Raw genomic sequence first — 15,409 nt, forward strand, 5'->3', positions numbered from 1 at the left:
TTTATACAAAAACAACTGTTCTTTCTATGAGAACAAAAGGAGATCGTAAACGTTATGTGGAAAGGCCTAATTGAGGAATATAAACAATTTTTACCCGTAACAGAAAATACACCTGCTCTAACTTTAAACGAAGGCAATACGCCTCTTATACATTTAGTAAATCTATCTAAAAAACTAGGCATTGAGCTTTATGGAAAAATCGAAGGTGCAAATCCAACCGGTTCATTTAAAGACCGTGGTATGGTGTTTGCCGTTGCAAAAGCGATTGAAGAAGGTAGCAAATGCGTTATTTGTGCTTCAACTGGTAACACATCAGCCGCAGCAGCAGCTTATGCAACACGTGCTGGAATCCAGTCCATAGTCGTTATCCCTAAAGGAAAAGTGGCCCTAGGTAAGCTAGCCCAAGCAACAATGTATGGTGCAAAGATTATCGAAATCGACGGTAATTTTGATGATGCATTAAATATTGTTCGTCAAGTAAGCGAAACAACTCCAGTGGCACTTGTAAACTCTGTGAATCCATTCCGCATAGAGGGGCAAAAAACGGCATCATTTGAAATTGTAGATGCTTTAGGAAAAGCTCCAGACTATCTTTGCATCCCTGTTGGTAATGCAGGTAACATTACTGCGTACTGGAAAGGCTTTAAAGAATACGATGCAGCGAAAGACTCTGGTTTACCAAAAATGTTTGGCTTTGAAGCTGAAGGTGCAGCAGCAATTGTAAAAGGTGAACCTATTGCTAATCCTGAGACAGTGGCAACAGCTATTCGTATCGGCAATCCTGCAAGTTGGAAATTTGCAGAAGCAGCTCGCGATGAGTCTGGTGGAATTATTGATTCGGTTACAGACGAAGAAATTTTAGCCGCTTACAAATTAATTGCTGGTACTGAAGGAATTTTCGTTGAACCAGGCTCAGCTGCATCATTAGCAGGTGTTATTAAATCAGTTGAAAATGGCAAGATTGCGAAGGGCTCTAAAGTTGTGACAATTTTCACGGGTAATGGATTGAAAGATCCTGATACTGCCATGAATGTCTCAACTGTAGATGTTGTTTCACTTAAAAACGATGAGGAAGAAATTCGAAAATACATCGAGGGCGTTCTATGAGTAACATGTGGGAAATCACGGTTCCCGGGAGTACAGCCAATCTAGGTCCTGGCTTTGATTCAATAGGGCTTGGCTTATCTCTTTACTTAAAGTTAACCGTGTCTTTACAGGATGGTTGGGAAATTATCCACCTCGATGATAATGGTCCTAAAGAGTTTGAGCTGGAAGAGCACTTACTATACGTGATTGCCAAAAAAATTGCGGATCAATATGGTAAGCAACTACCTGCCTGCCGTGTAGAAATGGCAAGTGAGCTTCCATTAGCCCGTGGTTTGGGGAGCAGTGCAGCGGTCATCGTTGCAGGAATTGAACTAGCTAACCAAGTCTGTGACTTAAGCTTAACTGTACAGGATAAACTCAATTTATCCTCACAAATCGAAGGTCATCCAGACAATGCAACAGCCTCAGTATTAGGGGGATTAACAATTTCCTCAATGGATGATAATGGTGTTGTTGATACATTTCATGTCAATGATTTAGATGCTTCCTTTGTTGTGTATGTGCCCGATGTCGAACTAAAAACAAGTGAATCCCGTTCTGTATTACCAGAACAATTTGACCGTACATATGCAGTGAGGGCCTCTGCAAATGCAAATATGCTAGCGGCATCATTAATGGTTCGTGATTTTGAGAGTGCAGGTCGTTATATGGAAGCTGATTTATTCCATGAACCTTTCCGCGCCAATTTAATTCCACAGTATACAGAAATTCATGCCGCAGCAAAGGCTAATGGGGCATTTGGAACGGCTTTAAGTGGAGCTGGACCAACACTGATTTCCATCATCCCTACTGCTATTGCGCAAGATTTCGTAAACGCCATGAAAAATCAATTTCCAGAGCATGAAATTATCTTAACAAAAGCCGATGAATATGGTGTACAGGTAAAATTTGAACGTCTACTGCAAAAGTAGACGTTTTTTCTTGAAGGGGGAAGTAGCTTGAAACCAATTATTTTCTGTGATTTTGATGGCACTATAACAGAAACCGATAACATCGTCTCACTAATGACTCAATTCGTTCCAGAGGAATCTGAAAAAATTGCTAAAGCAATGATGGAACAAACTATAACCTTTAAAGATGGCGTTTCAGCAATGTTCGAGCTATTATCAACTAAACAAAAGGATGCTGTGATCCAATATTTATTAGATACGGCCATTATACGTGAGGGCTTTGGCGATTTCGTTCGTTATGCACAAGAGAACCATATTCCGTTTTATATTGTTAGTGGAGGTGTGGATTTTTTCATTGAGCCACTAGTAAAAGAATACGGTCCATTTTCCGGTATATATTGTAACAGTGCTGATTTTTCCGGACAGCAAATTAAGCTCATTTTTCCAAATAGCTGTGATGAAGAATGCACGAAATTTGAGACACAGGGTTGCGGTTGCTGCAAGCCAAGTGTTATGCGAAAAGTTGCACAGGGTAATCATTTTAAAATCGTAATCGGAGATTCACTTTCTGATTTTGAGGCTGCAAAACAGGCAGATTTAGTACTTGCTAGGGATCATCTTATTAAACGCTGTAAAGACCTTCATCTTCCTTATAAGCCATTTGAAACATTCTATGATTGCTTAGAAGCTGTAAAAAAGCTTATAGAAGCAGAAAAGGTTGTTTCCATGTAATTGAAAAGATTAGAGAAATGAGGGCGGTCTGTTAATACGGATCGCCCTTATTTTTACATAACAAAGAGAGCCACCTGCAATTAGATGGCTCCCATTTTATGTTCATGATTTAATTTTTCGCTTTAAAAAGCCTTTTTCGACGTTCATACCAAATAACACAAATGATAAACCACGTATAACCCATACTCCATCCGGCCAATACATCTGAAGCAAAATGACGGGCTCCAGCAACTCGAGACAAACCAATAAGTACAGTTAAAACAATTGCCCCGAGCCAAAGGAATGTCTTACGTCCCTTGCTATTGTTCTCCGAAAAAATATAAGCTATTGTAAATAAATACAAGATACCGGTCATAGCATGTCCAGAAGGAAAGCTAAAGGATGTTAATTGTTCTTCAATCTCAGGTCTTGGACGCTGCACCCATTTTTTCAATAATTGGTTAAGTACATTTCCACCTGCAACCGTTAACAAAACAAATAATATCCCTCGATTATTTTTTACCTTCCATGCTAAATACACTATTAAGACTATAGCTACAGACACTACAAATGCCGGTTCTCCTATATAGTGAAAAAATTCTATAAAACGATTACCGAAAAATAAATCAGCCATTTTTGTATCAAAAGTATTGATTACTTCACTTTGAAAGGTAACTCGTAACACAAAAAAGATAATGAGCGTTAATACCGCTAAAGGATAAGCCCATTTTTTCATATAATACTTCACCTCAAAACCTTATGCTATTATATTTTTCACATCATATCATATTTAAGTCAGTTAGAGGTGAATTTGGCTTTTTATCCCGTGTACAACTCCCAACGAAAGTTAAATGGACACAAAGAAGTTAGGTACAAGATTAACTACCCGTAAATGCCTGCTTGGTGAAACTTTACCTAACCCAATGCGCCCCCTCTTTCTTGGGGTATAACAAATGATTTTTCTTCTGCCTTATTAAAATGATTTGAAAGAGCTAATGCAACGATAAATAAGATTGCAACGATAGGTATTATTTTTCTAAACAAAATATACACTTCCTCACCTTCAGTTTGAATTATTTTAATAATACTGGATCGAATAACCAATCCTTCGGCCCAAAGTTTTTATCTTTCTCTCCTCTTACCTCACGAGATATATTGTTTTTAATAATTAATTCTCTAAACTTTCTACTGAACAAAGTCTTTCGATATAAATATCTTCCGTCATGGCTCCATTCTGCTGATAAGAAAACATCTTTATCTATATTGATTATATCTTTGCGATTATAAATATCAGGACCATTGATTACCCCACTTAATCCACAACGACATGGAGGTTGTTCCGTCGCAAAATACAATTTAACTCTTTCAGCGCTACTCTCTGGTAATACTTGTGTCGGTATAATTTGAAAAGCTTTTTGCTTCCCTTCTTTCGGTCCTTGATGAATAACCTCTAACAGTTCATAGCCTTTAATATCCTCTTGCTTCATTAATGTTGCTAATTCCTGTGAAGCAACCCAATATCCGCTCACATGAACTAGATGACGGTCATTCATTTCTGTTGTATCTATCACTAATGGAGAAAGTTGCTCTTTTTCCATTAGTCCGCAATGCTGGCAATGGGTGTTTATAGAAAATAAAGTTCCTCTATCATCTATAAACATATCAGGTGAATTACCTGTTGAGTTTAGTGTGAACAATGGTGCTTGCTCATATTCGCTATCCGAAAAGTCAAAGTAAAAACGTTCTCCGATTGAAACTATTCCTAATTCGTGTTCCAATGATTTATATAATGCTGCTACATGTTCATATGTTACGTCTTCATTTAATGTAAAAACAGGATTAAAAGATGCTTTTAAACTTCTTTTTCTTATTTTAGGTGCACCAATAAAAATACCATAGCGATTATAAACATTAATAACTTGATCTTGACTAGATTCATCTATAGAAAATAAATTTTCAAGTTCTACTTTCAAAATACACGCCTACCTTTATATAAAGTTTTATGGTGAAGTATGTTGACTAGCTAGTAACTTTAAAAAAATCTACAATCTCTACTTTCTTCATAGATAGCCAGGCACTTATTTTAAACAAAATCTTATATAGTATTACTTACTATAGCAAATCTACTTAACCACGATTATCTTAAGCGTACCAGTACTTACACCGATATTTCAATGTTGGATTTACGCCAAATTTTTGGCGGTCTTCGGCCAAATTTTCGGCGTGATTTGGCGGACATACAAAAAACACCGCCATAATTTGGCGGTGTTATAAAAAAATATAGGTATTTAAAATTAAAATTCAGGTATAATTAACCAAGTTAAAATATGGTATTAAAAAACCACTCAAACCTTACCTTTTTATTGGAAAATATACCAGTAAGTATAACATACAGACAATCTATAGTAAATTCATTCTTTCTGCGAGATTTACAGCCTCTGTCCGTGAATCTACATTCAACAAAGAAAACAGCTGAGTTAAATATCTTTCGGTTGTTCGCTGAGGAATATTTAACTCTATAGCAATTGCTTTATTTGTATGTCCTTCCGCAATCAGTCTTAAAATTTTCTTTTCTTTTTCATTTAAGTGAATATCGAGTTTTGCATCCTGCAATTTAAATTTATTATCGAGAAAATCCAAGAAATTTTGAGGCAACACAATTTCACCATTTGCAATGGCTCGAACAGTACGTAAAATTTGCTCCTTAGATGCTGTTTTAGCTAAAATACCTTCTATTTTCCGTTCTAAAATAAGTGGATAATAATCAGTTATATCATCACCAGTATAAAGAATAATTGAAGCATTTGACTGGATAGCTTTAATGTTTCGTCCTAAATTAATGCCATTCTCTAACGGCATATTTATATCAATTAAGTAGATATCATATGGTTTATTTTTAATTCTCTGTATGACATGTGTTGCATCACTTTCTGTATCAACTATAATATCTTCATTTTCTTGAAATAAATTTTTTGTTCCCTCTAACACAATAGGGTGATCATCCACTATGAGCATCGTAATCAAGTGTATCACTTCCTTCTTTTACTGTAATTCTAATAAACATTCCTTCACCAACTTGTGTATCGATGCAAAATTGCCCGTTAAAGGCCTTTACACGCTCTTGCATACCTTGAATTCCCATCGAATCTGCGATAATAATATCATTAATATTACAGCCTACACCATCATCCTTATAGATGATTTCGAAACCATCGCCCATTTCCTGCAAATGTATTTCAACTGTTGTTGCAAAGGAATGTTTTAAAGCGTTGTTGAGTAATTCTTGAAATAATCGATAAATCATTAAATTCATACGCTCATCCTCTAAATATAGACGATCTATCGTATAAATTAACACAAAACTAGACCTTTCTATTACTTTGCGAATTAGCTTTTCTAATGCAGCGTTTAACCCTAATGTATCTAATAATGGAGGCTTCAAATTTTCGCAATAAGCTCTTAAATCATGTAGAGATGTAACCATCTGCTGATGAATTTTCGCAAGTTGCGGCTGAATATCTGCTGTATCCTTCGTATTGACTAGGACATCAACCTCACGGGCAATATGGAGCTGCTCTTGCAAATTTGTATCATGTAATTCTTGAGCTAATTGATATTTTTCCTCTTCAAACCTTAACCATAATAATTTGCTTAACCAAGGCAATTGACTATCATCTGCTTGCCTCATATGCTTTAGTTCCTCTAATAATTCTTCCACCATCTTGGTATTTTCAATAAAATTATTTACATATAATAAGAGCAATTCAAGCCATAGAAGCTCTTCATCTTTCAAATGAATCGAATTATTATGTCCCAATACTAAGGCTCTTTTATAATGAGCATCTTGATGGAGGAAGGCTAAGTAGACTTTGTCAATTCTCCGTATTTCTCCTAATTTTAAATCCTCTATTAACGTTGGAGTAATTGAAAGCCTTCCCTCAACCGTTGAAGTAAATTGATTTGTGTCATAGTTATAGGTTAATACAAACACATGCTCTAGCTCAAGATGTAAGGAAACCTCTTGAGCAAACTTCTCTAGAAGCTCATCTATTTTAATCGTTTTACCAATCCTATCTACAGCAGTGTATAGCTGATGTATATAATCCCCTTTTGTCGAAAATAAAATTTTTCGTTTTCGATAATCTACCTTCTCTTTTATGTAAAAAAGAACAACTAACGATGTAAAAGTAAAGAAAGAAACACCTGTTATTACGGATATAGTTAAATAATTTCCTGCAATCCAATACAAACCAACTATAAACCATAAAGTAAATATCAATGAAAAGATTACATAATAACGAAGTCTTGTAATATGGTATTCAATATCAAATAATCGTTCTGCTACCTGTGTAAAGATAAAGCTAAAAGGAATAAACAATAAAAATAAAGAGCAGACTTCACCTGAAAGAATATACGTATCAAACAAAATCTTAGGGAGTGAATATAATAAAAGAAATGGCAGAAACGGTATCAATATACTACTTAACAATATTTTCAACTGAGGTGATTTATATTTGAAATAGCTTAGTAATAAAATACTAAGAATAATAATAAGGAGAATGAAGAAAAGGACTAACACTACTTCAGAAAGATAATAATAAGAAGCAGGATAGAAAATCATAATACAACCCAGTGAAAAAGCGATTACAGGGAATGTATAAAAGAATTTGATATTGTTTGTAAACAGCCAATTTATTTTTGCAAATGAATAATAATCTCTTAAAAAATGTAAGAGTATGACTAAACACAATACCATACTACTTCGATTTACTATTATCCCAATCCCATTTACTCTACTAGATACTCCACTGCTTACATAAGCCAACGAAACAGTTAACATAAAAAAAACAAGTAAGTTAGTAAGCTTAAGCTTTGTGTTTTTTTGATTAAAATGTAGATAGATAGTAATAAATAGAGTTAATAAATAATAACAAGCTGGAAATAGTAATATATAGTAAAGTTGATGAGGAATATCTATATGCTTAATATGTATGTCTTTTATTTCTCCATTTGGCTTCATTATCGTTATTTTATTAGCAGCTACTATTGTAGATTTATACTTCAACTGATTTAGATGATCGATAGGCACATCATCTACTCTTAAAATAACATCAGATGGCGAAATACTTTTCCATTCTTTCCATTCTTTATAGTAAGGTTGCGTTACTCCCCACTTGCCATTCTCTTTTTCTACCCCAATTTCCAATAACGGCCCGCTATAATTCACATAATTCAGATAAAGACCAATCACTAAATAGAGCATTATAACAGGCCAAAATAACTTACTACTCAACGATTTTATAACCAAGCAGTATTGTCCAACTCTACTTCACAACTAAACGCATCTAAAATTGCTTTTTGTTCTAAAGATGAAATTCCGATCAATGATGCTTTTTGTGCTTTTAATAGAGCAACTAGGTCTGGGTTTTTTTCTAGATATTGAATGACATTCATCATACATATCTCTCCTCATTTCATTAGTTTTTCTAAGAAGTCTTTACCTACTTCATTTATAGCTACATTTTCAAGCGTCTTCAATGCTTTAAACTTGAAAACATTTTTAATTGTAATTGCATACCGTATTGCACCACCATTTGTCAACTCATTTTCCGTAGCATTATTATCCAAAAATGCAACTATATCATCATTATAATAGTTTACAACAGAATTTGAAACATCATTTCCCTGTGATAAAAGATAAATAATAGGCAATGAGTATCTTTTATTTAGTAAATCATTTTTGGGTCCCCAAGTTTTTAAACTGTGAATATCGTTTTTTATTTGTTGGATAATACCTATGTTTTTCCCATACTCCTCAACCTCAGAAGATGTCTCTCCTTTTGCAAGCACTTCGCCAATTAAGCAGCCCATTGCTGTTAAAGAACCCGACTTTTGTTCAATCATTTGTATATATGATTGCTCATCTCTACAAGTATTGAGTAAATCTAGTTGCTGACCGTTTATACTTCGTAATGCATAATCCTCTAGTATTTGAATAGCAGTACTTTTGTGTTCAAAGGAAGTCTCACGTATAGTTCTAGAAGCCATAACTAGCATTGCTAAAGCAACATTTAATGATAATTCAGGTGTTTTACTCCAACTGTAGTCTGAATCCTTGTCCTGCAAGTCGTCGATAATATCAAACGATAAAATTAAAAGTTCGATAGCTGCGGCAACTTTATAAATGTCCTCATTCAAACAATCTGTAAATGCTTCATAATGCCAATAACAAAGCTTACCAAATGAATAGCCAACTGCCTTTTTTTCTTCTTTAAAATTTTTTAGCATCGACTGTAGTTCATAACCTATCAATGTCTCGTTTTCAATTAGGATGTCCAATGCTTCATTAATTTGTTCGTCAAGCTCCTTCAATAGTCCTCTCCTCCCTTAAGTATGTTATTAAATAGTATACAGATTAATGGGAAATAGTACTAGACACATAAATACAAAGGAAATATTTTACATTATATCATTAGCACAATATACCGCCAAAAAGTGGCGGTATTTATGGAAAGCACGCCATTTCTTTATTTAGGGATAGTAAAATAAGTGGCGGTGTTATATTATTGACCGCCATTTTTTGGCGTAAACTCAGCATTGAAATGGCGTCCTCACTGATGATACGCTTAAATAGGCTAAGATAAATTTGTATTTTGTTCATATATCAATTTTTGATTAATTCCAAGTTATAAAGTTCATTAGAAACGAAACAGTATGCTATGTTATCAGTTGATTGGAGAGAAGACTGGGCGGCTTCTCGGGATATGAGTTACATTGAACAACTATTCAGAACGGAAATCCCCTACATTTATCGTGATGTGCCGTTTTCGTTTAATCAATTAACAAGGAAATTCTCGAAACACTGGGAGTGATTGAAATGAAAAATGAAGTAAATGAAAACGTTTTAATACTTACAGCTAATTTTTCCTGTGCAATTTTTGTCTCTGAAGAAGAAATCACTATTAAAAAACCTTCGAAAGAACAACAATATATTGAGCAAATAATTATTGATGCCGAGCAACAGGCTTTTAAAGAAACATTAGCGGAGTATAAAAGCAAATCTACATTTTCAAATTTTATTTGCAATATTCCTGGATTCGAAGATACTTTTCAGCAAAGGCTGGACAGTTTTATAGAACAATATGGAATTATAAGAGTATCTGAAGAAAGTCTTTCTATGTTGCCTTTAGTAAGTCCATTTACCTCAGAGTTAAACATATCTACACCTATACTCTATACATCACCAAGCTTTAGTATTATAAATGCAAGAGGTAATTGCTCTAGCGCTTCCTCAATTGAAAGTACCGTAAAAATCGGAGAAATAGTCGGCTTACCTATTTATCCCCTTAATTCAGAATTAGAAATGGAAATGTCCCCTTTAGGGAAATTTACTGCTGTAAAAAAAGCAAATTGGACACATCATCAACAATCAACTGCTACTTTCACCAGGGTTTCCATTAGTGACAATGGTATTTCTTTAAATATTACTACAGCATTTAATGCATGGAATAGAGCGTCCATTAAACATTAATACTAGATTGGGTATGGCGATATGTACCTCGCCCTTCTTCCTTAATATCGTTCTATATGCCATATTAATAGTTTTATTAGGTCGCATTGATGGTTTATTTACGTCTCTCTGGAGGTTTTTCCATTGCTCTGACGGTTCTTTCCGTCGCTTTGACTTCTATCCGTCACTCTGGCGGTTCTTTCCGTCACTTTGACCTTTCTTTCCGTCGCTCTGACTTCTATCCGTCACTCTGGCGGTTCTTTCCGTCGCTTTGACCTTTCTTTCCGTCGCTCGAACCATTCTTTCCGTCGCTCTGACTTCTATCCGTCACTCTAGCCATTCTTCCGTCGCTTTGGCCTTTCTTTCCATCGCTCTAGCCTTTCTTTCCGTCGCTCTAGCCTTTCTTTCCGTCGCTCTAGCCTTTCTTTCCGTCGCTCTGACTTCTATCCGTCACTCTAGCCATTCTTCCGTCGCTTTGACCTTTCTTTCCGTCGCTCTAGCCTTTCTTTCCGTCGCTCTAGCCTTTCTTTCCGTCGCTCTGGCCTTTCTTTCCGTCGCTCTGACTTCTATCCGTCACTCTGGCGGTTCTTTCCGTCGCTTTGACCTTTCTTTCCGTCGCTCTGACTTCTATCCGTCACTCTAGCCATTCTTTCCTTCACTCTGACTTCTATCCGCCACCTTCGCTCCTCTATCCTCCACTTTGTCTATCTATCATTGCATTTCTATGGTCAATGCGAAGCTTTATGTTCTATTCAAAAGAATAAAGGTGCCTCAAATGAACTTTGAGACACCTCTAAATTATTAACCTTTTACATAGTAAACTTCTTGGCCGCTTTCGATGATATGATCAGGCTTCGGTTTACCAGCATTGGCTTTATGACCAGCAATATGTTCAGGACTCTTCTCCCAGTTTTTCCATGCCTCTTCTGATTCCCATCGAACCACAATTAGCACTTCTTCATCTCCACGTCGTACTTTTTTTACAAGTACTTGCTTATCAACAAAGCCTGGCTGTTGTTCAAGCAATGATGAGCCATCTTTTTTGGCGCCAAAACGCTCAACAACTTTATCCGAATTCCCTTCCGTAACGACAATACGTTTAATTTGTACAAACATATTAGTTAAACACCTTTAGAACATCTTCAACTTTTTGAGTTTCAGAAGTTAAACCGCCACCAGATAAATACCAAACTTGTGGATCTAAATAAACGATTTTACCATTTTTCGCAGCGTTAGTAGCACCAACGATTTCGTTTTCAATAGCAGCTTTTGTACCAGACTCACCTTCTGGATTTACAGCAGCATCACGGTCAACTACGAATAAAACATCTGGGTTCGTGTCACGTACATATTCAAAGCTTACATTGTCACCATGTGTATTGACTTTAATTTTTTCATCAGCAGCTTTTACACCGTATACATCATGGATAACACCGAAGCGTGAACCAGGACCATATGCAGATAATGAACCTTCATTTGCTAAAACGATTAAAGCTTTTTCTTTAGCTGAAGCTGTTTTAGCTTTAACTTCTTCTACTTTTGATTCGTATGCAGCAAATGCATCAGCAGCTTCTTTTTCTTTACCAAAAATTTTACCAGCTAATTCAGTTTTTTCTTTGAAGGATTCCATAAAGTTTGTATCATCTACACCTACAAATACAGTTGGCGCAATTTTAGATAATTCATCGTAAGCAGGTGCTTGACGACCAGAGATGAAAATAATGTCTGGATTCATAGAAGAGATTGCTTCAAAATCAGGCTCTTTTAAAGAACCAACATTTACGTAATTTTTATCAGTATATTTACTTAAGTATTTTGGAACTGATTTTTGTGGAAGACCTGCAACTTCAACACCTAAAGCATCTAAAGTATCAAGGAAACCATAGTCAAATACAACAATATTTTCAGGCATTTTATCAAGTGTTACTTCTTTAAAAGTTTCTTCACCATCTTTGATAGTTGGGATTGTTAGTGGGTAAGCTGTAGCTTCTCCTTTTTGATCTTCAGCAGGCTTGTTATCTGAAGAACCTTTATCTTCTTTTTTTGCTTCGTCCTTAGAACCGCAAGCAGCTAATACTAATAGCATCATGGCCATTAAAACAGTAAGTAATTTCCAATTTTTCATTGTAAAATTGCTCCTTTGAATTTATTTTATAGATGGATAATTCCATCTATTGCTTTTTTAAGAGTTAAAATACACACAAATGCGACAGCCATCCTGTTCTTGGACAGGGATATCCATATCATAGATTTCCTTAAGCGCATCAGAGTTGATGATGTCATTTGTTGGACCGTCTTTGACAACACGTCCATTTTTTAGTGCCACAATATGATCTGAGTATACGGAAGCAAAGTTAATATCGTGCAATACGATGACAACTGTTTTCCCTAACTCATCAACGAGCTTACGCAAAATTTTCATGATTTGCACAGAGTGCTTCATATCTAAATTGTTAAGCGGCTCATCAAGCAAAATATAGTCTGTGTCCTGTGCAATAACCATAGCAATAAATGCACGTTGACGTTGACCACCCGATAATTCATCCAAATAATTGTGTTGAAGATCTTCTAAATTCATATATTGAATTGCTTCATCTACCTTTAGTTCATCTTCAGGCTTTAAATTCCCTTTCGAATAAGGGAAGCGACCAAATGAAACAAGCTCACGAATTGTTAGGCGTACATTCATATAGTTTGACTGTTTTAAAATGGATACACGCTTCGCAAAATCGTCCGATTTCCAACGACGTACATCTGATTTATCGAGTAATACTTCTCCAGTATCTGCATTAAGTAAACGGCTTACCATTGAAAGCAATGTTGATTTACCTGCACCATTCGGTCCGATAAAAGACGTAATTTTCCCTGGTGCAACGTCGACACTGACATCTTGAATGACCGGTTTTTTCCCAAAAAACTTGGATATTTCTTTTACTTGGATCATCCTGCTGACCTACTTTCCTTCAATAATAAGTAGATGAAGTACACGCCACCTACAAAGTTTATAATAACGCTTAGTGTTGTATCGAAATTAAAAATACGTTCGACCATCCACTGTCCACCGACTAAAGCTACAATACTCATTACACAAGAACCTGCGATTATCACAGAGTGCTTGTACGTCTTGAAAAATTGATACGATAAATTTGCTACGATTAAGCCAAAGAACGTAATTGGCCCAACAAGAGCTGTAGAAACAGCAATTAATATTGAAGATAAAATGAGCATACGCTGTACAAGCTTGTCATATGGCACCCCTAAGTTAATTGCTGTATCACGTCCAAGAGACATGACGTCTAATTGGTTCATGTGACGCCAGCCATAAATAAAGGTAATGATTATGACGACAGCTGCAAGCCATACTAAATCCGAATTGACATTGTTGAAGCTTGCAAACATTTTACTTTGTAAGCTTAAAAACTCATTCGGGTCTATTAACACTTGGAAGAACGTCGTTACGCTTCCTAAAAACGTTCCGACAATCATACCGACAAGCAGCAAGAAATAAATCGGACGTTTTCCTTCCTTGAACAATACGCGATAAAAAATCACCGCAAAGACAACCATAGCTAAAACAGCTAGTAAGAAATTGTATTTTGCATTAATTACGAATATCGACATAGATCCAAAGAAGAAATAGATGAACGTTTGAACCATCATATATAATGCATCAAGTCCCATTACACTCGGCGTTAAAATACGGTTATGTGTAATCGTTTGAAAGACTACTGTTGAATAAGCAATCGCAATCCCTGTTAACGACATCGCTACCACTTTAATAAGGCGACGAGGGAACGCGTAATGATAGTTACCATTAAGTCCATAAAATACATACAGTAAAATAGATGCTACAGCCAAACCTAGTAAAATCAACATTTTTGTACGGTTACGCATATGCTTTCCCCCTAAATAACATAATTAGGAAGATCGCACTTCCGATGACCCCGACTGTCATACTAATCGGAATTTCATAAGGGAAAATCAGTACACGCCCTATAATGTCGCAGAATAATAAGAACGACATACCTAGCAATGCTGTATGAGGCAATGTCTTAGCAAGGTTATCCCCTTTGAACAGCGAAATTATATTTGGAATGATTAAACCAAGGAACGGTATCACACCAACTGTTAGTACCACTGTCGTCGAAATAAGTGCTACTAACACTAGACCTAAATTCACAACGAATTTATAAGAAAGACCAAGGTTTTTTGCAAAATCCTCACCCATTCCTGCCACTGTGAAGCGGTTCGCATAAATGTAAGCTAAAATCAGCACGGGCACACTTATGTATAAAAGCTCATAACGACCTTTCATCATTAATGAGAAATCTCCCTGTAACCATGCAGAAATGTTTTGGATAATATCCGCCTTATACGCAAAGAACGTTGTAATTGATGAAAGGATATTCCCAAACATTAAGCCAATAAGCGGTATAAAGATCGCATCTTTAAACTTTATTCGATTTAATATTTGCATAAACAATAATGTGCCGGCTAAGGCAAATATGAAAGCGAAGGAAATTTTTTGAAAGTACGTGACATTTGTGAAAAACATCATCGAGATTAGTACCCCCAACTTTGTAGCATCTAATGTACCTGCCGTCGTTGGTGACACGAACTTATTCCTACTTAAACTTTGCATAATTAAACCAGCAATACTCATACCTGCACCTGCTAATAAAATTGCTACAAGTCTCGGTATGCGACTAATAAAAAATAGTCTAGTTTCTTCTGATTCGAAGTCTAATAGATCACTCGGTTTTATATCAACTACTCCGATAAATAGTGAAACTATAGACAGCACAACAGTTGCTGTTAAAAGATATCTTTTTTTCATTGTAATCCCCGGTAGATTCATTTTTGCTCGTAACATTCATTGAAAACGATTATCATTACTCACGATTCTCATTATAAGGGTGTTTTCATTCTCAGTCAACCTCCAATTGAGAATTATTCTCGTTTTATTTGAGATTCATTAAAAAACGAGCATTTTCAACGGAATATCTGTGTTTTGTATTATGCCCGAAGTTAAATATCTCTACATTTTTTACACAAATAAAAAGGTAATTGAGAATAAAATACTAATTTTTTCTCAATTACCTTATCAAATTAATTATGCCTCGGCATCATAGTAGCTGTCGCGCAGATAAACAATGCGTCCGGAATCGTTTGTGCTTAGGCCTGCACGAGG

The 15,409-nt window shown here is 35.7% G+C and carries 18 protein-coding genes; 6 read left to right on the plus strand and 12 right to left on the minus strand.

Annotation, left to right across the window (positions count from 1 at the left end; translation table 11 throughout):
• Window positions 1-54 precede the first annotated feature (54 nt).
• Genes thrC through AC1DCY_RS00345 form a run of 3 tightly spaced genes read left to right on the plus strand, consistent with a single transcriptional unit; the run spans window position 55 to window position 2,729 of the window.
• Window positions 55-1,107, plus strand: coding sequence for a threonine synthase (gene thrC / locus AC1DCY_RS00335; RefSeq protein WP_477346413.1), 1,053 nt, complete (start codon window positions 55-57; stop codon window positions 1,105-1,107).
• Window positions 1,104-2,018, plus strand: a complete 915-nt coding sequence (thrB, locus tag AC1DCY_RS00340; RefSeq protein ID WP_477346415.1) for a homoserine kinase — start codon at window positions 1,104-1,106, stop codon at window positions 2,016-2,018. The genes thrC and thrB overlap by 4 nt, the downstream gene beginning before the upstream one ends.
• 27 nt (window positions 2,019-2,045) lie before the next feature.
• Window positions 2,046-2,729 (plus strand): 2-hydroxy-3-keto-5-methylthiopentenyl-1-phosphate phosphatase, encoded by a 684-nt coding sequence (locus AC1DCY_RS00345; protein WP_477346417.1) that lies wholly within the window; start codon window positions 2,046-2,048, stop codon window positions 2,727-2,729.
• 109 nt (window positions 2,730-2,838) lie between these two features.
• Here the strand turns inward: AC1DCY_RS00345 and AC1DCY_RS00350 are convergent, their stop codons facing one another.
• The 7 genes from AC1DCY_RS00350 to AC1DCY_RS00380 form a co-directional block, all read right to left on the minus strand.
• Window positions 2,839-3,444, minus strand: a complete 606-nt coding sequence (locus AC1DCY_RS00350) for a phosphatase PAP2 family protein (RefSeq protein WP_477346419.1) — start codon at window positions 3,442-3,444, stop codon at window positions 2,839-2,841.
• Between the two features lie 179 nt (window positions 3,445-3,623).
• Window positions 3,624-3,752 (minus strand): hypothetical protein, encoded by a 129-nt coding sequence (locus tag AC1DCY_RS00355; RefSeq protein WP_477346732.1) that lies wholly within the window; start codon window positions 3,750-3,752, stop codon window positions 3,624-3,626.
• Window positions 3,753-3,781: 29 nt separating this feature from the next.
• Complete coding sequence (locus tag AC1DCY_RS00360) at window positions 3,782-4,681, minus strand: hypothetical protein (protein ID WP_477346421.1); 900 nt, start codon at window positions 4,679-4,681, stop codon at window positions 3,782-3,784.
• Window positions 4,682-5,108: 427 nt separating this feature from the next.
• Window positions 5,109-5,723 carry a response regulator gene (locus tag AC1DCY_RS00365; RefSeq protein ID WP_232733125.1) on the minus strand — a complete coding sequence of 205 codons (615 nt, stop codon included), beginning with the start codon at window positions 5,721-5,723 and terminating at the stop codon, window positions 5,109-5,111.
• Window positions 5,707-7,971 carry a sensor histidine kinase gene (locus AC1DCY_RS00370; RefSeq protein ID WP_477346719.1) on the minus strand — a complete coding sequence of 755 codons (2,265 nt, stop codon included), beginning with the start codon at window positions 7,969-7,971 and terminating at the stop codon, window positions 5,707-5,709. Before AC1DCY_RS00370 ends, AC1DCY_RS00365 begins: the two co-directional genes overlap by 17 nt.
• A 35-nt stretch (window positions 7,972-8,006) precedes the next feature.
• Window positions 8,007-8,165: a competence pheromone ComX gene (gene comX / locus AC1DCY_RS00375; protein WP_477346423.1), complete on the minus strand. Its 159-nt coding sequence runs from the start codon at window positions 8,163-8,165 to the stop codon at window positions 8,007-8,009.
• Window positions 8,166-8,177: 12 nt separating this feature from the next.
• Window positions 8,178-9,080 carry a polyprenyl synthetase family protein gene (locus AC1DCY_RS00380; RefSeq protein WP_477346424.1) on the minus strand — a complete coding sequence of 301 codons (903 nt, stop codon included), beginning with the start codon at window positions 9,078-9,080 and terminating at the stop codon, window positions 8,178-8,180.
• Between the two features lie 505 nt (window positions 9,081-9,585).
• Between AC1DCY_RS00380 and AC1DCY_RS00385 the strand changes: the two genes are divergently transcribed.
• The 3 genes from AC1DCY_RS00385 (at window position 9,586) to AC1DCY_RS00395 (ending at window position 10,861) form a co-directional block, all read left to right on the plus strand.
• Window positions 9,586-10,239: a hypothetical protein gene (locus AC1DCY_RS00385; protein WP_477346426.1), complete on the plus strand. Its 654-nt coding sequence runs from the start codon at window positions 9,586-9,588 to the stop codon at window positions 10,237-10,239.
• A gap of 89 nt (window positions 10,240-10,328) precedes the next feature.
• Window positions 10,329-10,493, plus strand: coding sequence for a hypothetical protein (locus AC1DCY_RS00390; RefSeq protein ID WP_477346428.1), 165 nt, complete (start codon window positions 10,329-10,331; stop codon window positions 10,491-10,493).
• Window positions 10,490-10,861 carry a hypothetical protein gene (locus tag AC1DCY_RS00395; protein WP_477346430.1) on the plus strand — a complete coding sequence of 124 codons (372 nt, stop codon included), beginning with the start codon at window positions 10,490-10,492 and terminating at the stop codon, window positions 10,859-10,861. Before AC1DCY_RS00390 ends, AC1DCY_RS00395 begins: the two co-directional genes overlap by 4 nt.
• A gap of 158 nt (window positions 10,862-11,019) precedes the next feature.
• Here the strand turns inward: AC1DCY_RS00395 and AC1DCY_RS00400 are convergent, their stop codons facing one another.
• From AC1DCY_RS00400 to AC1DCY_RS00420, 5 genes are read right to left on the minus strand one after another with little or no spacing between them, the layout of a single operon-like run.
• A complete protein-coding gene (locus tag AC1DCY_RS00400) occupies window positions 11,020-11,334 on the minus strand; it encodes an antibiotic biosynthesis monooxygenase family protein (protein ID WP_477346432.1) in 315 nt (104 codons plus the stop codon).
• A 1-nt stretch (window position 11,335) separates the two neighbouring features.
• Window positions 11,336-12,343, minus strand: a complete 1,008-nt coding sequence (locus AC1DCY_RS00405) for a siderophore ABC transporter substrate-binding protein (protein ID WP_477346434.1) — start codon at window positions 12,341-12,343, stop codon at window positions 11,336-11,338.
• Window positions 12,344-12,400: 57 nt separating this feature from the next.
• Window positions 12,401-13,162, minus strand: coding sequence for an iron ABC transporter ATP-binding protein (locus AC1DCY_RS00410; RefSeq protein ID WP_403005291.1), 762 nt, complete (start codon window positions 13,160-13,162; stop codon window positions 12,401-12,403).
• Window positions 13,159-14,112, minus strand: a complete 954-nt coding sequence (locus tag AC1DCY_RS00415; RefSeq protein WP_477346436.1) for an iron chelate uptake ABC transporter family permease subunit — start codon at window positions 14,110-14,112, stop codon at window positions 13,159-13,161. The genes AC1DCY_RS00410 and AC1DCY_RS00415 overlap by 4 nt, the downstream gene beginning before the upstream one ends.
• Window positions 14,105-15,055, minus strand: coding sequence for an ABC transporter permease (locus AC1DCY_RS00420; protein WP_100544944.1), 951 nt, complete (start codon window positions 15,053-15,055; stop codon window positions 14,105-14,107). The genes AC1DCY_RS00415 and AC1DCY_RS00420 overlap by 8 nt, the downstream gene beginning before the upstream one ends.
• Window positions 15,056-15,409: the final 354 nt, after the last annotated feature.

The sequence above is a fragment of the Lysinibacillus sp. 10T31 genome, from assembly GCF_056394365.1.